The sequence below is a fragment of the Pseudomonas sp. MF09156 genome (assembly GCF_059862305.1).
The window spans coordinates 56,751-75,050 of record NZ_JCBCUR010000012.1; the positions used below are offsets into that span (position 1 = coordinate 56,751).

The 18,300-nt window shown below is 61.4% G+C and carries 19 protein-coding genes; 12 read left to right on the plus strand and 7 right to left on the minus strand.

The window, feature by feature from the left end; genetic code table 11:
- The first annotated feature begins 186 nt into the window (after positions 1–186).
- The 5 genes from AC19YY_RS22195 (at position 187) to AC19YY_RS22215 (ending at position 2,595) form a co-directional block, all read left to right on the plus strand.
- The gene (locus AC19YY_RS22195) at positions 187–747 is read left to right on the plus strand and encodes a putative antibiotic biosynthesis monooxygenase (RefSeq protein ID WP_170043020.1); all 561 of its coding nucleotides are present in this window, start codon (positions 187–189) and stop codon (positions 745–747) included.
- A gap of 61 nt (positions 748–808) precedes the next feature.
- Complete coding sequence (gene folM / locus AC19YY_RS22200) at positions 809–1,516, plus strand: dihydromonapterin reductase (RefSeq protein ID WP_169954891.1); 708 nt, start codon at positions 809–811, stop codon at positions 1,514–1,516.
- A gap of 55 nt (positions 1,517–1,571) precedes the next feature.
- Positions 1,572–1,943: a dihydroneopterin triphosphate 2'-epimerase gene (gene folX / locus AC19YY_RS22205; RefSeq protein WP_057437798.1), complete on the plus strand. Its 372-nt coding sequence runs from the start codon at positions 1,572–1,574 to the stop codon at positions 1,941–1,943.
- A 24-nt stretch (positions 1,944–1,967) separates the two neighbouring features.
- A complete protein-coding gene (locus AC19YY_RS22210) occupies positions 1,968–2,264 on the plus strand; it encodes a DUF1244 domain-containing protein (RefSeq protein ID WP_057437796.1) in 297 nt (98 codons plus the stop codon).
- Positions 2,257–2,595 carry a HopJ type III effector protein gene (locus AC19YY_RS22215; protein ID WP_170058567.1) on the plus strand — a complete coding sequence of 113 codons (339 nt, stop codon included), beginning with the start codon at positions 2,257–2,259 and terminating at the stop codon, positions 2,593–2,595. Before AC19YY_RS22210 ends, AC19YY_RS22215 begins: the two co-directional genes overlap by 8 nt.
- 184 nt (positions 2,596–2,779) lie before the next feature.
- Here AC19YY_RS22215 and trxB read toward each other — a convergent pair whose 3' ends face one another.
- Positions 2,780–3,742 carry a thioredoxin-disulfide reductase gene (gene trxB, locus AC19YY_RS22220; RefSeq protein ID WP_169954889.1) on the minus strand — a complete coding sequence of 321 codons (963 nt, stop codon included), beginning with the start codon at positions 3,740–3,742 and terminating at the stop codon, positions 2,780–2,782.
- 292 nt (positions 3,743–4,034) lie between these two features.
- Here trxB and cysZ point away from each other — a divergent pair, with 292 nt between their 5' ends.
- From cysZ to AC19YY_RS22235, 3 genes are all read left to right on the plus strand, one after another.
- Positions 4,035–4,790, plus strand: coding sequence for a sulfate transporter CysZ (gene cysZ, locus AC19YY_RS22225; RefSeq protein ID WP_169954888.1), 756 nt, complete (start codon positions 4,035–4,037; stop codon positions 4,788–4,790).
- Between the two features lie 83 nt (positions 4,791–4,873).
- The gene (locus tag AC19YY_RS22230) at positions 4,874–5,866 is read left to right on the plus strand and encodes a cytochrome-c peroxidase (RefSeq protein WP_500604889.1); all 993 of its coding nucleotides are present in this window, start codon (positions 4,874–4,876) and stop codon (positions 5,864–5,866) included.
- A 55-nt stretch (positions 5,867–5,921) separates the two neighbouring features.
- Entirely contained in the window at positions 5,922–7,124 is a 1,203-nt protein-coding gene (locus AC19YY_RS22235; RefSeq protein ID WP_500604890.1) for a glycosyltransferase family 4 protein, read from the plus strand.
- 93 nt (positions 7,125–7,217) lie between these two features.
- On the opposite strand, the gene AC19YY_RS22240 is transcribed toward AC19YY_RS22235, so the two are convergent.
- The 3 genes from AC19YY_RS22240 to AC19YY_RS22250 all read right to left on the minus strand — a co-directional run bounded on the left by AC19YY_RS22240 (position 7,218) and on the right by AC19YY_RS22250 (position 9,611).
- Positions 7,218–8,321 (minus strand): NADH:flavin oxidoreductase, encoded by a 1,104-nt coding sequence (locus AC19YY_RS22240; protein WP_170043025.1) that lies wholly within the window; start codon positions 8,319–8,321, stop codon positions 7,218–7,220.
- Positions 8,322–8,506: 185 nt separating this feature from the next.
- Complete coding sequence (locus AC19YY_RS22245) at positions 8,507–8,989, minus strand: glutathione peroxidase (RefSeq protein ID WP_169954884.1); 483 nt, start codon at positions 8,987–8,989, stop codon at positions 8,507–8,509.
- A 136-nt stretch (positions 8,990–9,125) separates the two neighbouring features.
- Positions 9,126–9,611, minus strand: a complete 486-nt coding sequence (locus AC19YY_RS22250; RefSeq protein ID WP_017476012.1) for an FKBP-type peptidyl-prolyl cis-trans isomerase — start codon at positions 9,609–9,611, stop codon at positions 9,126–9,128.
- Between AC19YY_RS22250 and AC19YY_RS22255 the strand changes: the two genes are divergently transcribed.
- The 3 genes from AC19YY_RS22255 to yihG are packed head-to-tail and all read left to right on the plus strand — an operon-like array spanning position 9,580 to position 12,978.
- The gene (locus AC19YY_RS22255) at positions 9,580–9,918 is read left to right on the plus strand and encodes a DUF3565 domain-containing protein (RefSeq protein WP_169954883.1); all 339 of its coding nucleotides are present in this window, start codon (positions 9,580–9,582) and stop codon (positions 9,916–9,918) included. The two genes, AC19YY_RS22250 and AC19YY_RS22255, sit on opposite strands and share 32 nt — an antisense overlap.
- A gap of 60 nt (positions 9,919–9,978) precedes the next feature.
- Positions 9,979–12,078: a phosphate acetyltransferase gene (pta, locus tag AC19YY_RS22260; RefSeq protein WP_169954882.1), complete on the plus strand. Its 2,100-nt coding sequence runs from the start codon at positions 9,979–9,981 to the stop codon at positions 12,076–12,078.
- Positions 12,079–12,978, plus strand: a complete 900-nt coding sequence (gene yihG / locus AC19YY_RS22265) for a 1-acylglycerol-3-phosphate O-acyltransferase, YihG family (RefSeq protein WP_169954881.1) — start codon at positions 12,079–12,081, stop codon at positions 12,976–12,978.
- A 174-nt stretch (positions 12,979–13,152) separates the two neighbouring features.
- Here yihG and cysN read toward each other — a convergent pair whose 3' ends face one another.
- From cysN to AC19YY_RS22280, 3 genes are all read right to left on the minus strand, one after another.
- Complete coding sequence (cysN, locus tag AC19YY_RS22270; RefSeq protein ID WP_169954880.1) at positions 13,153–15,051, minus strand: sulfate adenylyltransferase subunit CysN; 1,899 nt, start codon at positions 15,049–15,051, stop codon at positions 13,153–13,155.
- Between the two features lie 9 nt (positions 15,052–15,060).
- Positions 15,061–15,978 carry a sulfate adenylyltransferase subunit CysD gene (cysD, locus tag AC19YY_RS22275; protein ID WP_029295601.1) on the minus strand — a complete coding sequence of 306 codons (918 nt, stop codon included), beginning with the start codon at positions 15,976–15,978 and terminating at the stop codon, positions 15,061–15,063.
- Positions 15,979–16,227: 249 nt separating this feature from the next.
- The gene (locus tag AC19YY_RS22280; RefSeq protein WP_500604891.1) at positions 16,228–16,986 is read right to left on the minus strand and encodes a Nif3-like dinuclear metal center hexameric protein; all 759 of its coding nucleotides are present in this window, start codon (positions 16,984–16,986) and stop codon (positions 16,228–16,230) included.
- 102 nt (positions 16,987–17,088) lie between these two features.
- Between AC19YY_RS22280 and algW the strand changes: the two genes are divergently transcribed.
- Positions 17,089–18,249: a Do family serine endopeptidase AlgW gene (gene algW / locus AC19YY_RS22285; RefSeq protein WP_169954878.1), complete on the plus strand. Its 1,161-nt coding sequence runs from the start codon at positions 17,089–17,091 to the stop codon at positions 18,247–18,249.
- Positions 18,250–18,300: the final 51 nt, after the last annotated feature.

Here is an 18,300-nt window from a genome sequence, read left to right on the forward strand (position 1 = left end):
GATCCCATTTAACGCTTTTATACCTGTCTTTTTCAAGGGATCTGCCCAGCCGTCCAATGCCGCTGGCGTATTTCGTCAAATCAGGAATAATCCTTGCCTGTTTTTTTGCGTCGCCGCCCTACCCTGCGGCTTCGCCTGGGACGCCACCTACCCGGTGCAACGCGCCCACACATTCGGAGATACACAATGTCTACCCAACCCGTCACCTTGATGGTTGCACGCCGTGCTGCCCAAGGCCGTTATCAAGACATGATGAGCTGGCTGCGCGAAGGCGAGCAATTGGCCACGGACTTCCCCGGCTACCTGGGTTCAGGCGTACTTGCGCCGCCTGCCGATGGCGGCGAATTCCAGATCATCTTCCGCTTCGCCGACGAGCAGACCCTGCATGCCTGGGAGTTCTCGGCATCGCGCAGCGCCTGGCTGGGCCGTGGCAGCGAATTGTTCGCCGACCCCATGGAGCATCGCGTCAGCGGCATGGAGGGCTGGTTTGGCGCCGTGGGCCAGCGCCCGCCGCGCTGGAAACAGGCCGTGGCGATCTGGCTGGCGTTTTTCCCGGTTTCACTGCTGTTCAACTTTGGCCTTGAGCCGTTGCTCGCCGAGTTGGGCATGTTCAGCCGCGTGCTGGTCAGCACCCTGGCCCTGACGCCGTTGATGGTCTATCTGTTCATTCCGCTGTCGACCCATTTGCTGGCAGGCTGGCTCAATCCTACCCCGCCGCGGGTAAAACCTGCCGAAGCGGCCGTTTGAGCCGATCCGCAACAGGCCGGTCGCTGGTATAGTTTTAGCTTGCCCGTGACCCGAGCCTCCCATGACCTCTCCCGCACCGATCCTGATTACCGGCGCCGGCCAACGTGTCGGCCTGCATTGCGCCCAGCGCCTGCTGGATGCACAGCAACCGGTGATCTTCAGCTATCGCAGTGAACGTCCAGGCGTGCAGGCCCTGCGCGAGCGCGGGGCGATTGGCGTGTTTGCCGACTTCTCGTCCGAGGCCGGTATCCTGGCGTTCATTAGCGAACTCAAGACCCATACCGACAGCCTGCGGGCGATCATCCACAATGCTTCGACCTGGGCCCCAGAAACACCCGGTGACGAGGCCAACGCCTTTATCGATATGTTCAGCGTGCACATGCTTGCGCCGTACCTGATCAACCTGCATTGTGCTGAGTTGTTGCGGCGCTCGACGCCGGCCGACATTGTGCACATCAGCGACGACGTGACCCGCAAGGGCAGCCGCCAGCATATTGCCTACTGTGCCACCAAGGCCGGGCTCGACAGCCTGACCCTGTCCTTCGCCGCCCAATACGCGCCCCGGATCAAGGTCAATGGCATCGCGCCAGCGATGGTGATGTTCAACGACGGCGACGACGCAGCTTATCGTGCCAAGGTCCTGGCCAAGTCGGCACTGGGTATCGAACCCGGGCCCGAGGTGATTTACCAGAGCGTGCGTTACCTGCTGGACAACCCTTATGTGACCGGCACCACCCTGACCGTCAATGGCGGGCGGCATGTCAAGTAAACCCGAACACCAGCGGCCTGGGGTTCCTGCAACTGATTGGACGGAGCAAGTAGCAATGCCACAACTTCAACCAGGTATGGCGCGCATCCGGGTCAAGGACCTGTGTCTGCGTACATTTATTGGCATCAACGAGGAAGAGATCCTCAACAAGCAGGATGTGTTGATCAACCTGACCATCCTGTATGCCGCACAAGACGCCGTGCGCGACAACGATATCGACCACGCCTTGAACTACCGCACCATCACCAAGGCCATCATCGCCCACGTCGAAGGCAACCGCTTCGCCCTGCTCGAACGCCTGACCCAGGAGCTGCTGGACCTGGTGATGAGCAACGAGTCGGTGCTGTACGCCGAAGTCGAAGTCGACAAGCCCCATGCGCTGCGCTTTGCCGAGTCGGTGTCGATCACCCTGGCAGCCAGCCGTTAACCCCCCTGAATCTGTGTGAATCCCATGACCGACCAACAACGCCTGGAACTCGAAGCCGCCGCCTTCCGCCGGCTGGTAGCGCACCTGGACAGCCGCAAGGATGTGCAGAACATCGACCTGATGAACCTCGCCGGTTTCTGCCGCAACTGCCTGTCCAAGTGGTACAAAGCCGAGGCTGACGAACGCCAGATCGAGGTCAGCCTCGATGACGCCCGCGAAGTGGTGTACGGCATGCCGTACGCCGAGTGGAAAGCCCAATACCAGCAAGAAGCTAGCGCCGAACAACAAGCGGCGTTTGCCAAAGGAAAACCCCATGACTGACCTGAACACCCTGCGCACCCGCCTCGACAGCGGCGAACACCTCTTTGCCGACACCCTGGCCTTTATCGCCGCCGGCTACGACTACCAGCCACAAGCCTTCACCAATGGCAGCGTAGAAAACGCCGCCGGGCAGAACGAAGGCTCGTGCAAGACCCTGGGCCTGGCGCTGCTGGAAGGGTTGAGCGACCAGCAGGCCTTGCTGGCGTTTGGCGAGCATTATCGTTCGGTGCTGGCGACACCTGAGGGCACAGATCACGCCAATATCCGCGCGCTGATCGAGCATGGGTTGGCGGGAGTGAAGTTTGTCCAGCCGCCTTTGACCCGCCGCTGATCCAGCTTGCAAACCCGGTCAATGTGGGAGCCGGGCTTGCCCGCGATGGCGGTGGTGGCTGTCACACCGCCATCGCAGGCAAGCCAGCGCCCACATTGATTGGATTGCCAAATTGAGATTGCGCTGTTCGTCCAGTTACACACAAAAAAACCGGCCTTTTGGCCGGTTTTTTTATGGCAACGGTTTAGAAAGAAGCGTCTTTCAAGCCGTCGAGGTAACGCTCGGCATCCAGGGCCGCCATGCAACCGGCGCCGGCCGAGGTGATGGCCTGGCGGTAGACATGGTCAGCCACGTCGCCAGCGGCAAAGATCCCTTCGATGTTGGTTGCAGTGGCATTGCCTTCACGGCCGCCCTGCACCACCAGGTAACCATCTTTGGCGGTCAGCTTGCCTTCGAACAGGGAGGTGTTCGGGGTGTGGCCGATGGCGATGAACACGCCGTCGACTTTCAGCTCGTCGAAGCTGCCGTCGTTGTTTTTCAAGCGCGCACCGGTCACGCCCATGTTGTCGCCCAGGACTTCATCCAGGGTGGCGTTGAGCTTGAGGATGATCTTGCCTTCGGCAACCCGCGCGTGCAGCTTGTCGATCAGGATCTTCTCGGCGCGGAAAGTTTCGCGGCGGTGAACCAGGGTCACGGTGCTGGCGATGTTGGCCAGGTACAGCGCCTCTTCCACTGCGGTGTTACCACCACCGACCACAGCTACCGGCTTGTTGCGGTAGAAGAAACCGTCGCAGGTCGCGCAGGCGGAAACGCCCTTGCCCATGAACGCTTCTTCCGATGGCAGGCCCAGGTAGCGAGCGCTGGCGCCAGTGGCGATGATCAGCGCGTCACAGGTGTAGACGCCGCTGTCGCCGGTCAGGCTGTAGGGCTTTTTCGAGAAATCCACGGCATTGATATGGTCGAAGACGATTTCGGTCTCGAAACGCTCGGCGTGTTCTTTCATGCGCTCCATCAACACCGGGCCGGTCAGGCCGTGGACGTCGCCCGGCCAGTTGTCGACTTCAGTGGTGGTGGTCAACTGACCACCCGCCTGCATGCCGGTGATCAGCAACGGCTTGAGGTTGGCCCGGGCCGCGTAGACCGCAGCGCTGTAACCGGCAGGGCCGGAACCGAGAATAATCACTCGCGAATGACGGGTATCAGACATGACTCACTCCTATCGACCGCCCGGACTACAGGGCGGCTGGAATAAAAAAGGACCGCGAAGCACTTGGGGAAGGCTTGAACTCGCAGGCCCTGAAAATAATGGGTGCAGCGTATAGAGGGGGGCAAGATTAAGGAAATACGGATTAACAATCCAGCTCATAGGCGGTCTCTATTCCGTGGCACCTATTAATCAACATGTTTGTTACCGTTAATGTCGGCTTGCTGACCGTGCTTTCACCGTATCGGCAAAGCCGGTAAGGTCGGCGCGTTCGCCCTTTTGCCCGGAGTTATCCATGCCCGCCCCCGTTCTGTCAGGCCCACAATACCTGCGTGAAGGCCTGAAACTGGTCTTGAGCCCAGGCCTGCGCCTGTTCGTCCTGCTGCCCCTGGCGATCAACCTGATACTGTTCGTCGGATTGATCTATTTTGCTGGCCATCAGTTCAGCCTGTGGGTCGACACCTTGATGCCGACGCTGCCCAGTTGGCTGAGTTTCCTCAGCTACATCCTGTGGCCGCTGTTCGTGCTGCTGGTGGCGTTTATGGTGTTTTTCAGCTTCACCATGCTCGCCAATATCATCGCCGCACCCTTCAACGGTTTCCTCGCGGAAAAAGTCGAAGTGGTGGTGCGCGGCACCGATGACTTCCCCGCCTTCAGCTGGGCCGAGCTGTTTGCCATGGTCCCGCGCACCCTGGCCCGGGAAATGCGCAAACTGGGCTACTTCCTGCCCCGGGCCATCGGCCTGTTTATCCTGTCGTTCATTCCGGTGGTCAACCTGATTGCCGCACCGCTGTGGCTGCTGTTCGGGGTGTGGATGATGGCGATCCAATACATCGACTACCCGGCCGACAACCACAAGCTGGGCTGGAACGAAATGCTCGCCTGGCTGCGCCAGAAGCGCTGGCAGAGCATGAGCTTTGGCGGGATCGTCTACCTGGTGCTGCTGGTGCCGGTAGTCAACCTGCTGATGATGCCAGCAGCGGTGGCCGGGGCGACGTTGTTCTGGGTGCGTGAGCAAGGCGCCGAAACGATGCTGGCGAAAAACCCCTAGGCTGTTCGATTGACCTGGATCATGGTGATTTGCCCATACAGAGCACATGGTTATTAAAACTATAAGCCTGTGGGGAGCGCACCATGTACAGACCGTTGATGCTGATGTTCGGATTGATGTTGGGCGGTGGGGCCTGGGGGGCCGCCGCCGCCAATGAGCCCATATTGCCGGTACAACCGGCGAAGATCACCGATGCCGACAAGGTCGAACTGGGCAAGCAATTGTTCTTCGACCCACGCTTGTCCAAGTCCGGCTTCATTTCCTGCAACTCGTGCCACAACCTGAGCATGGGCGGCAGCGACAATCTGCCCACCTCCATCGGGCATAACTGGCACCAGGGGCCGATCAACTCACCGACGGTGCTCAACTCGAGCATGAGCGTCGCGCAGTTCTGGGACGGACGCGCGGCGACCCTGCAGGAGCAGGCCGGCGGCCCGATCGCCAACCCGGGCGAAATGGGCTTCACCCATGACCTGGCGGTGGACGTGCTGCGCTCAATCCCCCAGTACCAGGCCTCGTTCAAGAAAGTGTATGGCGATGACGGCATCAAGTTCGACGATGTGACCAACGCCATCGCGGCCTTCGAAGAAACCCTGGTCACCCCCAACGCCCCATTCGACCGCTGGCTGCTGGGCGACAAAAAAGCCATCAGCGCCACGGCTGCCCAGGGCTACCAGCTGTTCAAGAACATCGGCTGCGTGGCCTGCCACAACGGCGAGGCGGTCGGTGGCAGCACCTTCCAGAAAATGGGCATGGTCGAACCCTACGCCACCAAGAACCCGGCCCAGGGCGTGGCCGGCCTGACCGGCAAGGATCAGGACCGGATGATGTTCAAGGTGCCAACCTTGCGTAACGTCGCCCTGACCTACCCCTACTTCCACGACGGTGCCTATTGGAACCTGAGCGAAGCGGTGGACGTCATGGCCCGCCTGCAATTGGGCCGCAAGTTGAGCACCGATGAGGTCAGCCAGATTGTCGCGTTCCTCGACACCCTGACCGGCGACCAGCCGGACTTCAAGCTGCCGATCCTGCCGCCTTCCTCGGCCAAGACCCCGCGTCCTACGCCGTTCAACTAAGCCAATGCCGGGCCCTGTCGTCATAAATCCGTCATTGCGATGACACAATGGCGACATGGCCCGCGCCGACACTGGCTGCATGACGACAGCCTTCCTGAACATCACCCTGATTACCGAAACCTTCCCACCGGAAATCAACGGCGTGGCCAACACCCTTGGCCGCCTGTGTGATGGCCTGCGCGCGCGTGGGCATCAGGTGGAGTTGGTGCGCCCGCGCCAGGGTGGCGACTTGAGTCGCATCAGTGACGACGGCCTGCTGCTGTGTCGCGGCTGGCCTTTGCCGGGCTATCCCGGCCTGCAATGGGGCCAGTCCTCGATGCACAAGCTGCTGCGGCGCTGGAAACGCCAGCGCCCGGACGTGCTGTACATTGCCACCGAGGGCCCGCTGGGCTTGTCCGCCTTGCGTGCGGCACGGCGCCTGGGGATCAGCGTGGTCAGCGGTTTCCATACCAACTTCCAGCAGTATTCCAGCCAATACGGCCTGGGCATGCTCAGCCGCTTCCTGACCCACTACCTGCGCTGGTTCCACAACCGCTCCACCCTGACCCTGGTGCCCAGCGTCAGCCAGCGCCTGGAGCTGGAGCGCCGCCACTTCGAGCGCCTGGACCTGTTGTCACGCGGCGTCGACAGCCAATTGTTCCACCCGGCCAGGCGTGACAATGGCTTGCGTGAGCAATGGGGCCTGGGTAATGAAGATATTGCCGTCCTGCATGTGGGACGCCTGGCACCGGAAAAAAACCTCGGTTTGCTCAAACGTTGCTTCGAGGCGTTGCAGGCGACTTATCCACAGCGTCGCTTGAAGCTGATCGTCGTCGGCGACGGGCCGCAGCGCGAAGCCCTGGCGAAGACCCTCCCGGCAGCAGCGTTCTGCGGCACGCAACGCGGCGAGGAGCTGGCCCGGCACTATGCGTCCGGGGATTTGTTTCTATTCCCCAGCCTCACCGAGACCTTTGGCAACGTGGTCCTGGAAGCCATGGCATCGGGCCTGGGTGTGGTGGCCTACGACCAGGCGGCCGCCACCCAGCATATCCGCCACGGCTACAGCGGTGCCGTGGCGATGCCGGGGGATGAGGATGCGTTCTGCGATGCCGCCAGTTGGTTGCTGGAAGAGCCGAAGAGTTTACGCCGCGTGCGCCTGAATGCGCGCCAGCATGCCAGTCGCCAGGGCTGGCCGGCGATTATTGAGCGGTTTGAACATCAACTGCGCGGGGCGTGTGGCGAGGACTTGCTGGAGACGGGCAGCTCGAAGCTGACCTGACGAGCCCTATCGCGGGCAAGCCCGCTCCCACAGGTTGCTTGCATTCCAATGTGGGAGCGGGCTTGCCCGCGATAGAGCCCGTCAATTCCCCCCTTAAACCAGGGTAGTCAACGCCTCACGGCTGAACGGCAAGATATCGCCCTCACGCCCTTCACGCACTTTCAGCGCCCAATCCGGATCGACCAGCAGCGCACGCCCCACGGCCACCAGGTCGAACTCGTCGTTATTCAAGCGCTCCAGCAGTTTTTCCAGGCTTGCCGGCTGTGCGATTTTGTCGGTGTTGACCATGAACTGCAGGAACTCGCCATCCAGGCCGACACTGCCCACGGTGATGGTCGGCTTGCCGGTGAGCTTACGGGTCCAACCCGCCAGGTTCAGCTCGGCCCCCTCAAACTCAGGCTCCCAGAAACGCCGCGTGGAGCAGTGGAAAATATCCACGCCCGCGTCAGACAACGGCTTGAGAAACTCACCCAACGCCTCGGGGGTTTGCACCAGGCGCGCGGTGTAATCCTGCTGCTTCCATTGGGAGAAACGGAAAATGATCGGAAATCCAGGACCTGTGGCGGCCCGCACGGCCTGGATCAACTCAATGGCAAAGCGCGAACGGTTGGCCAGGCTGCCACCGTATTCGTCCGTACGCTGGTTGCTGCCTTCCCAGAAGAACTGATCGACCAGGTAACCGTGTGCGCCGTGGATTTCCACGCCGTCCATGCCGATGGCCTGGGCATCCTTGGCGGCCTGGGCGAAGGCGGCAATCACCTCCTTGATATCCTCGACCGTCATGCCATGGACCAGCACGTTGCCATCCTTGAGTTTTTCCATCGGGCCATAGGCCGGGACGCTGGCATCCGGCTCGGTGCCAATGCGCCGCACGCTACCGACATGCCACAACTGCGGGACGATCTTGCCGCCTTCGGCATGCACCGCATCGACCACTTTCTTCCAGCCGGCCAATGCCGCTTCACCGTAGAAATGCGGCACGTTCGGATAACCGTTGGAAGCCTGGTGGCCCACCACTGTGCCCTCCGTGATGATCAAACCTACGCCGGCCGCCGCGCGACGGCGGTAGTACTCGATCACTTTGGAATTGGGTACGCCACCCGGGGAAAACGAACGGGTCATCGGCGCCATGACCACACGGGACGGCAATTGCAGCGCACCGAGCTGGAAAGGTTTGAACAAGGCTTGGACAGGCATGGGAGCACTCCGCACGAGAGGGATTTTATGATGCGGATAATATGGAACGCGGGCAGTGCCGGATAGCACTATTGATTGCGGTGATTAAGGGGTAAAAGCCGTGAGCCACATAAAACACCGTAGGAGCCGGCTTGCCGGCGATGGCCGTTACTGCGGGTCGCCGGCAAGCCGGCGCCTACAGCAGGTCAGGCCAGGGCTTTTTCGATGGCCTGGACCACGCTCGGATCATCAGGCGCGGTACGCGGAGAAAACCGCGCCAATACTCGCCCATCCTTGCCCAGCAAAAATTTCTCGAAGTTCCAGGTGATATCCCCCGGGAACTCTGCCCCCTCACCCGCCAGCAGGCGGTACAACTGATGGCGATCAGGGCCGTTCACCGAAAGCTTGCTGCCCAGGGGAAAGCTCACGCCATAGTTGAGGCTGCAGAACTCCTGGATCTCTTCTTCGGTCCCAGGCTCCTGGCCTGCGAACTGATTGCACGGCAGGCCCAGCACGGTGAAACCCTGGCCCTTGTATTGCTGGTAGAGGTTTTCCAGCGCGGCATATTGTGGAGTCAGCCCACATTTGGAGGCGACATTGACCACCAGCACGACTTGCCCCTTGTAGGGCGCCAGAGGCAGCTCCTGACCATCCAGGGCTTTGAGTTTAAGGTCGTGGAAAGCACTCATGAAGAACTCCAGGTTTCCCATATTCTGTGTAACGGCCATTCGAGATTACAGCCGCCAAGTCGGCAAGAATAGCCGCCAATCAAAAAAGGCGCCCGAAGGCGCCTCTCTTTTCAACTGACTGGACGTGGCCCGTCAATCAATGGTGGTGACCACCTTCGCCGTGTACGTGGCCGTGAGCCACTTCTTCCTGGGAAGCGTCGCGGATGGCAACGATCTTGACCTGGAAGTTCAGGCGCTGGCCTGCCAGCGGGTGGTTGCCGTCGACGGTCACGTCATCGCCGTCCAGGTCGCGGATGGTCACGATCTGCATCTGGCCGTCCGGAGCGGAGGCGTGGAACTGCATGCCCACTTCCAGTTCGTCGACGCCTTCGAACATGCTGCGGCTCAGGGTGCTGACCAGTTCGGCCGAGTACTCGCCGTAGGCATCTTCAGGTTCTACGGCAACGGTCAGTTCATCACCAACCTCTTTGCCTTCCAGGGCCTTTTCCAGGCCAGGGATGATGTTACCTGCGCCTTGCAGGTAGACCAGCGGCGCGCCGCCGGCGGAGCTGTCGATGACCTCACCAGCGTCGTTGGTCAGGGTATAGTCAATGGAGACAGCCTTGTTGGCGGCGATCGGCATGGGGCGAGACCTTTTGCATAAGAATGAAGAACGGACAAGTCTAAACAAGGATTTGCCCGAAAGCGAACACAACCCGGACAGACGGAGTCGATCCGGTGACCCGACGGTCGTCGGATTTCACCAGGATGCAGATGGCCACTGGGTCGCCGCGCTGTCCTGCGGCCATACGCAGCACCTGCGCCACCAGCCGCCCTGGCAATCCCGGGGCTGGGTGATGGATCCGGCGCAACGCCTGGCAAAAATAGGCCAGCCCTTTGCCTGTGGCTGGTGTGCGCAGCGCCCGGATAACGATACCCTTGGCAGCTGATTCCCGGTCGGCGCGCAGCCATAGCGCACCACCGAAGCCATGCACCTTCAGAGAATTCGCATGCAGACTTTTTTTATCGCGCCCACCGATTTTGGTGTGGGTCTGACCTCCATCAGCCTTGGGCTGGTGCGTACCCTTGAACGGGCCGGGCTGAAAGTCGGCTTTTTCAAGCCCATTGCCCAGCCCCATCCCGGCGACACGGGGCCTGAGCGCTCCACCGAGCTGGTGGCCCGTACCCATGGCCTCAAACCACCGCAACCATTGGGCCTGGCCCATGTCGAGCGGATGCTCGGCGATGGCCAGCTCGATGAGTTGCTCGAAGAAATCATCACCCTTTATCAACAGGCGGCCGTGGGCAAGGACGTGCTGATTGTCGAGGGCATGGTGCCGACCCGCAGCGCCAGCTATGCGGCACGGGTCAACCTGCACCTGGCAAAAAGCCTGGATGCCGAAGTCATCCTCGTCTCGGCCCCGGAAAACGAGGTGCTGACCGAACTGTCCGGCCGTGTGGAATTGCAGGCGCAGCTGTTCGGCGGCCCGAAAGACCCGAAAGTACTGGGGGTGATCCTCAACAAGGTGCAGACCGACGAGAGCATGGAGGCCTTCGCCGCCCGCCTCAAGGAGCATTCGCCGTTGCTGCGCAGTGGCGATTTCCGCCTGCTCGGCTGCATCCCGTTCCAGCCCGAGCTCAACGCCCCGCGCACTCGCGATGTGGCCGACCTGATGGGCGCGCAAGTGCTCAACGCCGGCGACTATGAAACCCGGCGCATGAACAAAATCATCATCTGCGCGCGCACCATGCGCAACACCGTGGAGCTGCTCAAGCCCGGCGTGCTGGTGGTGACGCCGGGGGATCGCGACGACATCATCCTCGCCGTCAGCCTGGCCGCGATCAATGGCGTGCCCCTGGCCGGCCTGCTGCTGACCAGCGACACCCTGCCCGACCCACGGATCATGGACCTGTGCCGTGGTGCATTCCAGGCCGGGTTGCCGGTGCTGTCGGTGAGTACCGGCTCCTATGACACCGCCAACCAGCTCAACAGCCTGAACAAGGAAATCCCGATTGATGACCGCGAACGTGCGGAGATCATCACCGATTTCGTCGCCAGCCACCTGGATGCGCGCTGGCTGCACCAGCGTTGCGGTACGCCACGGGAGATGCGCCTGTCGCCGGCGGTGTTCCGCTACCAGTTGATCCAGCGCGCCCAGGCCGCCAACAAGCGCATTGTGTTGCCCGAAGGCAGCGAGCCGCTGACCGTGCAAGCCGCCGCCATCTGCCAGGCCCGCGGCATTGCCCGTTGCGTGCTGCTGGCCAAGCCGGCCGATGTCCAAGCCGTAGCCCGCGCCCATGGCATCGAGCTGCCTGAAGGCCTGGAAATTCTGGACCCGGACCTGATCCGCGAGCGCTATGTCGAGCCCATGGTGGCGCTGCGCAAGAGCAAAAGCCTCAACGCACCGATGGCCGAGCAGCAACTGGAAGACACCGTGGTGATCGCCACCATGATGCTGGCGCTGGATGAAGTAGACGGCCTAGTCTCCGGGGTCATCCACTCCACCGCCAATACCATCCGCCCGGCCTTGCAGCTGATTAAAACGGCGCCGGGCTGCACCCTGGTGTCATCGGTGTTTTTCATGCTGTTTCCCGAGCAGGTGCTGGTCTACGGCGACTGCGTGATGAACCCACACCCAAGCGCTGCGGAACTGGCGGAAATCGCCCTGCAAAGCGCCGACTCGGCCGCCGCCTTCGGCATCACCCCACGCGTGGCGATGATCAGCTATTCCAGCGGTGACTCGGCCAGTGGCGAGGAAGTGGAGAAAGTTCGCGAAGCCACCCTGCTGGCCCACGAGCAACAAAGCTCGCTGCTGATCGACGGCCCGTTGCAGTACGACGCCGCCGCCAACGAAAACGTCGCCCGGCAACTGGCGCCCAACAGCCTGGTGGCGGGCAAGGCCACGGTCTTTGTATTCCCCGACCTCAACACCGGCAACACCACCCACAAGGCGGTGCAACGCAGTGCCGATTGCGTCAGCCTCGGCCCCATGCTGCAAGGCCTGCGCAAACCCGTGAACGACCTGCCCCGTGGGGCCCAGGTGGACGATATCGTCTACACCATCGCCCTGACCGCGATTCAAGCCGCCAACCGACCTATGGATGCCTAAATGCTGGAATTCCTGCCTGCCCCCCTGCGTGGGGTGATCGCCTCGCTGTTGCTGGCGTTGAACACAATTCTGCTGTGTTCATTCCTGTTTATCGTCGCGCTGTTCAAGGCACTGCCCTTCGCCAAGCGCTTCAGCGAATGGCTGATGAACCAGACCCACGAGGCCTGGATCAGCAATAACAACACCTGGATGAACCTGGTACGCCGCACACGCTGGCACCTCAAGGGCCTGGAAAGCCTGGACTACCAGCACTCGTACCTGGTGACCAGCAACCACCAGAGCTGGGTCGATATCATGGTGCTGCAGTACGTGCTCAATCGGCGGATCCGCCCGCTGAAGTTTTTCCTCAAGCAGGAACTGATCTGGGTGCCGGTGATTGGCCTGGCCTGGTGGGCGCTGGGTTTCCCCTTCATGAAGCGCTACACCAAGGCCTACCTGGAAAAACACCCGGAGAAGAAAGGCAAGGACCTGGAAACCACCCGCAAGACCTGTGCGAAGTTTCGCGACAACCCGGTGGGTATTTTCAACTTTGCCGAAGGCACGCGCTTCACCCCAGGCAAACATGCGCAGCAGCAGTCGCCGTTTCGTTACCTGCTCAAGCCCAAGGCTGGTGGCATTGCGTTTGTGCTGGATGCCATGGGTGAGCAGTTGAAGTCATTGGTCAACGTGACTATCCACTATCCGGGCGGCCGCCCGGGTTTCTGGGACTTGCTGTGCGGCAATGTGCAGGAGGTGGTGGTGCAGTTTGAAGAGGTGCAGATCCCGGCCGAGTTCATTGGCAAGAATTATGAGCAGGATGGGGAATATCGGCTGGCGTTCCAGGGCTGGATCAACCAGTTATGGGAAGACAAGGATGCTCTGCTGAGCCGACTTCACATCGAGTACCCAGGCAATAGGTGATCACTATGTGGGAGCTGGCTTGCCTGCGACAGCGGTCTGTCAGAGGTAAGTGCATTGCCTGGCCTCCTGCAATCGCAGGCAAGCCAGCTCCCACATTGACGGTGTTGACCTTTAGAGTGTGAAAAAAGCCCGCCACCGAGTGCTCGGTGGCGGGCTTTTTTGTGGCGGCGAGGTTTAGATCGCGCCGCGCTGGCGCAACAGCTCCAGCACTTGCTTGACGCTGTCGTCCAGCGACAGTGCCTGGGTATCGATCACCAGGTCAGCATTCAACGGCACGTCGTACGGGAACGACTCGCCAGGGATGTTATCCCCACCGGCGGCGTACAGGCCTTGCGGGTCACGCTCGGCACACACCAGCGGCGAGGCCTGCACGTACACGGTCAGCAAACGGTCACTGCCGATCAACGCCTTGGCCTGTTCCCGGCCTTCGGCATCCGGTGCGACGAAGGCCGCCAGGGTCAGCAAGCCGGCTTCGTTGAACTGACGCGCCACGTGGGCCGCACGCCGCCAGTTCTCGGTACGCCCGGCACGATCCTGGGGCAGACCTTTGTTCAGGTCATGGCGCAGGTTCTGCCCATCCAGCACAAACACCGCACGGCCCATATCGAACAGTTTGCGCTCGACCGCATAGGCCAGGGTGCTCTTGCCAGCGCCCGACAAGCCGCTGAACAACACGGTGGCCGGCTGCTGGCCGAAGCGCTGGGCGCGTTCTTCGGTGGCCACATGGGCCAACTTGCCGTGCTGCGCGGCGCTGCCATGGCTGACCGGCGGGGCGATGATCATGCCCGCAGCCACGGTGCCGTTGGTCAAACGGTCGATCACGATAAAGGCGCCGGTGGTGCGGTTACTGGCGTAACCGTCCAGGGCAATGGCCGCATCGAGGCTGACCTTGACCCGGCCGATCTCGTTCAACTGCAAGGCACTGGCCGGGCCTTCCTCGAGGGTGTTCACATCCACACGATGCACGATGCTGGTGATCGAACCCGGCACATAGCTGGTGGCGCGCTTGATGTCGTATTTCTTGCCCGGCAGCATCGGCTCCTCGGCCATCCACACCAGCATGGCGTCGAAGGCATCGGTGACTTGCGGCACGTTGTCGGCATGCACCAGCAGGTCGCCACGGGAGATGTCGATCTCGTCTTCCATGGTCAGGGTCACGGCCTGGCCTGGGCCTGCGTGCTCCAGTTCACCTTCGAAGGTGACGATGGATTTGACGCGGCTGCTCTTGCCCGACGGCAGCACTACGACTTCGTCGCCCTTGTGCACGATGCCGCTGGCCAGGGTGCCGGCAAAACCACGGAAGTTCAGGTTCGGACGGTTGACGTACTGCACCGGGAAACGCAGGTCGGTGTAGTTGCGGTCGTTGGCGATCTCGACGGTTTCGAGAATCTCCATCAGCGACTGGCCGGTGTACCACGGCGAACGCTCGCTTTTGTTCACCACGTTGTCGCCCTTGAGCGCCGACATCGGCACAAAGGCCATGGTGCTCGGCTTGAACGCAATGCCATCGGCGAACTTCAGGTAATCGGCCTTGATCGACTCGAAAATGCTCTCGTCGAAACCGTTGAGGTCCATCTTGTTGATCGCGATGACGATGTGCTTGATGCCCAACAGCGAGGCGATAAAGCTGTGGCGACGGGTCTGGGTCTGCACGCCGTAGCGCGCGTCCACCAGGATGATCGCCAGGTCACAGGTGGACGCACCGGTGGCCATGTTGCGGGTGTACTGCTCATGGCCGGGGGTGTCGGCGATGATGAATTTGCGCTTGGCGGTGGAGAAATAGCGGTAGGCCACATCAATGGTGATGCCCTGCTCACGCTCGGCCTGCAGGCCGTCGACCAGCAATGCCAGGTCGATATCGTCACCGGTGGTGCCGACTTTCTTCGAATCGCGGGTGATGGCTTCCAGATGGTCTTCGTAGATCATCTTCGAGTCGTGCAGCAGGCGCCCGATCAGGGTGCTCTTGCCGTCGTCGACGTTGCCACAGGTCAGAAAGCGCAGCATTTCCTTGCGTTCGTGCTGGCCCAGGTAGGCGAGGATGTCCTCGCTGATCAAATCAGATACGTGCGACATGACAACCCCTTAGAAATAACCCTGACGTTTTTTGTCTTCCATCGAGCCGGCGCCATCGTGGTCGATGACACGGCCCTGGCGCTCGGAAGTTCGCGTCAGGAGCATTTCCTGGATGATGTCCGTCAGCGTCTCGGCTTCGGACTCCACCGCGCCCGTCAACGGGTAGCAGCCAAGGGTACGGAAACGTACTTTCTTCTTGACGATACGGGCTTTGTCTTCGTCGGACAGGTGCTCGAGGATGCGCTCGTCGTCGATCATGATCAGCGTGCCGTTCTTCTCGATCACTTCGCGTTCGGCGGCGAAGTACAGCGGCACGATCGGGATACCTTCCAGATAGATGTACTGCCAGATATCCAGCTCGGTCCAGTTGGACAGCGGGAACACGCGGATCGACTCGCCCTTGTTGACGTTGCCGTTGTAGACGTTCCACAGCTCCGGACGCTGGTTTTTCGGGTCCCAGCGGTGCTTGCTGTCGCGGAACGAGTACACGCGCTCTTTGGCGCGGGATTTCTCTTCATCGCGACGGGCGCCGCCGAACGCTGCGTCGAAACCATACTTGTCCAAGGCTTGTTTCAGGCCTTCGGTCTTCATGATGTCGGTGTGCTTGGCGCTGCCGTGGGTAAACGGGTTGATGCCCTGCGCCACGCCGTCCGGGTTGACGTGGGTGATCAGCTCCAGGCCCAGTTCCTCGACCATGCGGTCGCGGAATTTGTACATTTCCTGGAATTTCCACTGAGTGTCCACATGCATCACCGGAAACGGCAGCTTGCCCGGGAAGAATGCCTTGCGCGCCAGATGCAGCATCACGGCGGAGTCTTTGCCGATGGAGTAGAGCATCACCGGGTTGTCGAACTCGGCGGCAACCTCACGGATGATGTGGATGCTCTCCGCCTCCAGCTGTTTCAGATGCGTCAGTTTATCGACCATGGCTACTCACGGAAAAACGATTCTTTTTGGACGGCCTGCGGGCCGTGTTCGAGCGGGGCATGCTAGCACAGCACCTTCTTCTATTCAGGGAGCCAGCTAGATCGAAACGGTATATGGATATACCGCCTCGTTTGGCCGTACATCGCCCCGTAGGAGCCGGCTTGCCGGCGATGGTGTCCTTGAAATCAATGCATGACTCAAGGGCCTCATCGCCGGCAAGCCGGCTCCTACAGTGGATGCAATGGGGGCTTAGATCGGGTTGGGGCAATCGATAAACAGGTGTTCCAGGGCAAAGCGCCGGGCCAGGTAGTCGCCCAGGGCCTGCACGCCATAACGCTCGGTGGCGTGATGGCCGGCGGCGATAAAGCTGATGTCGTTTTCCCGGGCGCTGTGGAAGGTCTGCTCCGAGGCTTCGCCGCTGAGGTACAAATCCACCCCGGCCAGCACGGCCTGGTCGATGTAGCCCTGGCCGCCGCCGGTGCACCAGCCCACGCGGCGGATCATCGCGCTGCCTTCGATCAGCAACGGCTCGCGGTCCATGGCTTCCTGCACGCGCCGGGCGAAATCCCGCGCCGACAGCGGCTCGGCCAGGGAGCCCACCAGCCCCACGACCTTGAGGTTGTCCGGGTCCAGCGGGCCTTCGACGGTAATGTCCAACTGGCGGGCCAATTGCACGTTGTTGCCCACTTCCGGGTGCAGGTCCAGCGGCAGGTGGTAGGCCAAGAGGCTGATGTCGTGCTTGAGCAGGGTCTTGAGGCGGCGCTGCTTCATGCCGGTGATGCACGGGCTTTCGCCTTTCCAGAAATAGCCGTGATGCACCAGCACCAGGTCGGCCTTGGCCTCCACCGCCGCGTCGAGCAGCGCTTGGCTGGCGGTCACGCCACTGACAATGCGCAACACCTGCGGCCGGCCTTCGACCTGCAGGCCATTGGGGCAGTAATCGGCAATTTTCGCGCTGTTCAAGTAGCGATCCGCTTCTTCAACCAAGGTGCTCAGGGCGACGGCCATAAAAGACTCCTAAATATCCCGTTCAGAGGCGCTCGCGGCCTCGTATAATGCGCGACATTATGGGCGCTCCCGCGCCCCCTGCAACCTGTCAGGACTTACTTGATGCTCAAGGCACTGCGTTATTTTGGATGGCCATTGTTGGCCGGCGTGCTGATCGCGATGCTGATCATTCAGCGTTATCCGCAATGGGTCGGCCTGCCAAGCCTGGACGTCAACCTGCAACAGGCGCCGCAAACCAGCGCGGTGCAACAGGGCCCGGTGACCTACGCCGATGCGGTGGTGGTGGCCGCGCCTGCGGTGGTCAACCTGTACACCACCAAAGTCATCAATAAACCGGCGCACCCACTGTTCGAAGACCCACAGTTCCGGCGCTTTTTCGGCGACAACTCGCCCAAGCAGCGCCGCATGGAGTCGAGCCTCGGTTCCGGGGTGATCATGAGCCCGCAAGGCTACATCCTGACCAACAACCATGTGAGCACCGGCGCCGACCAGATTGTCGTGGCCCTGCGTGATGGCCGCGAAACCCTGGCGCGGGTGGTGGGCAGCGACCCGGAAACCGACCTTGCCGTCCTGAAGATCGACCTGAAGAACCTGCCGTCCATCACCATCGGCCGCTCCGAGGGCCTGCGCGTGGGTGACGTGGCGCTGGCGATCGGCAACCCGTTCGGCGTCGGCCAGACGGTGACCATGGGCATCATCAGCGCCACCGGGCGCAATCAACTGGGCCTCAACAGCTACGAAGACTTCATCCAGACCGACGCGGCGATCAACCCGGGCAACTCCGGCGGCGCGCTGGTGGATGCCAGTGGCAACCTGACCGGCATCAACACCGCGATCTTCTCCAAATCCGGTGGCTCCCAAGGCATCGGCTTCGCGATCCCGGTCAAGCTGGCGATGGAAGTGATGAAGTCGATCATCGAGCACGGCCAGGTGATTCGCGGCTGGCTGGGGATTGAAGTGCAGCCGCTGACCAAGGAGCTGTCGGAGTCCTTTGGCCTGACCGGGCGCCCAGGCATTGTGATTGCCGGCATCCTGCGCGGCGGCCCGGCGGAAAAGGCCGGGATGCAGGTGGGCGATGTGATCCTCAGTATCGACGGCGAACCGGCGGGCGACGGCCGGCGTTCGATGAACCAGGTGGCGCGAATCAAACCGACGGAAAAGGTCGCGATCCAGGTGATGCGCAACGGCAAGGAAATCAAGCTGCTGGCCGAAGTGGGCCTGCGCCCGCCGCCGGCACCGGCAACGGTGAAAGAGCAGGAATAAACGAAGATCCTTAAAGAGATACACTCTCAATAGTCATGTTATATTATTTCA

What these genes read in the sequence shown, in the direction of transcription:
- folX (WP_057437798.1), top strand. Translation starts at nt 1,572, where the DNA reads ATGCCACAACTTCAACCAGGTATGGCGCGCATCCGGGTCAAGGACCTG.
- cysZ (WP_169954888.1), top strand. Translation starts at nt 4,035, where the DNA reads ATGCCCGCCCCCGTTCTGTCAGGCCCACAATACCTGCGTGAAGGCCTG.
- AC19YY_RS22240 (WP_170043025.1), bottom strand. Translation starts at nt 8,321, where the DNA reads ATGCCTGTCCAAGCCTTGTTCAAACCTTTCCAGCTCGGTGCGCTGCAA.
- cysD (WP_029295601.1), bottom strand. Translation starts at nt 15,978, where the DNA reads ATGGTCGATAAACTGACGCATCTGAAACAGCTGGAGGCGGAGAGCATC.
- AC19YY_RS22255 (WP_169954883.1), top strand. Translation starts at nt 9,580, where the DNA reads ATGGAGACAGCCTTGTTGGCGGCGATCGGCATGGGGCGAGACCTTTTG.
- AC19YY_RS22210 (WP_057437796.1), top strand. Translation starts at nt 1,968, where the DNA reads ATGACCGACCAACAACGCCTGGAACTCGAAGCCGCCGCCTTCCGCCGG.
- yihG (WP_169954881.1), top strand. Translation starts at nt 12,079, where the DNA reads ATGCTGGAATTCCTGCCTGCCCCCCTGCGTGGGGTGATCGCCTCGCTG.
- AC19YY_RS22280 (WP_500604891.1), bottom strand. Translation starts at nt 16,986, where the DNA reads ATGGCCGTCGCCCTGAGCACCTTGGTTGAAGAAGCGGATCGCTACTTG.
- AC19YY_RS22195 (WP_170043020.1), top strand. Translation starts at nt 187, where the DNA reads ATGTCTACCCAACCCGTCACCTTGATGGTTGCACGCCGTGCTGCCCAA.
- AC19YY_RS22245 (WP_169954884.1), bottom strand. Translation starts at nt 8,989, where the DNA reads ATGAGTGCTTTCCACGACCTTAAACTCAAAGCCCTGGATGGTCAGGAG.
- algW (WP_169954878.1), top strand. Translation starts at nt 17,089, where the DNA reads ATGCTCAAGGCACTGCGTTATTTTGGATGGCCATTGTTGGCCGGCGTG.
- trxB (WP_169954889.1), bottom strand. Translation starts at nt 3,742, where the DNA reads ATGTCTGATACCCGTCATTCGCGAGTGATTATTCTCGGTTCCGGCCCT.
- cysN (WP_169954880.1), bottom strand. Translation starts at nt 15,051, where the DNA reads ATGTCGCACGTATCTGATTTGATCAGCGAGGACATCCTCGCCTACCTG.
- AC19YY_RS22230 (WP_500604889.1), top strand. Translation starts at nt 4,874, where the DNA reads ATGTACAGACCGTTGATGCTGATGTTCGGATTGATGTTGGGCGGTGGG.
- folM (WP_169954891.1), top strand. Translation starts at nt 809, where the DNA reads ATGACCTCTCCCGCACCGATCCTGATTACCGGCGCCGGCCAACGTGTC.
- pta (WP_169954882.1), top strand. Translation starts at nt 9,979, where the DNA reads ATGCAGACTTTTTTTATCGCGCCCACCGATTTTGGTGTGGGTCTGACC.
- AC19YY_RS22215 (WP_170058567.1), top strand. Translation starts at nt 2,257, where the DNA reads ATGACTGACCTGAACACCCTGCGCACCCGCCTCGACAGCGGCGAACAC.
- AC19YY_RS22235 (WP_500604890.1), top strand. Translation starts at nt 5,922, where the DNA reads ATGGCCCGCGCCGACACTGGCTGCATGACGACAGCCTTCCTGAACATC.
- AC19YY_RS22250 (WP_017476012.1), bottom strand. Translation starts at nt 9,611, where the DNA reads ATGCCGATCGCCGCCAACAAGGCTGTCTCCATTGACTATACCCTGACC.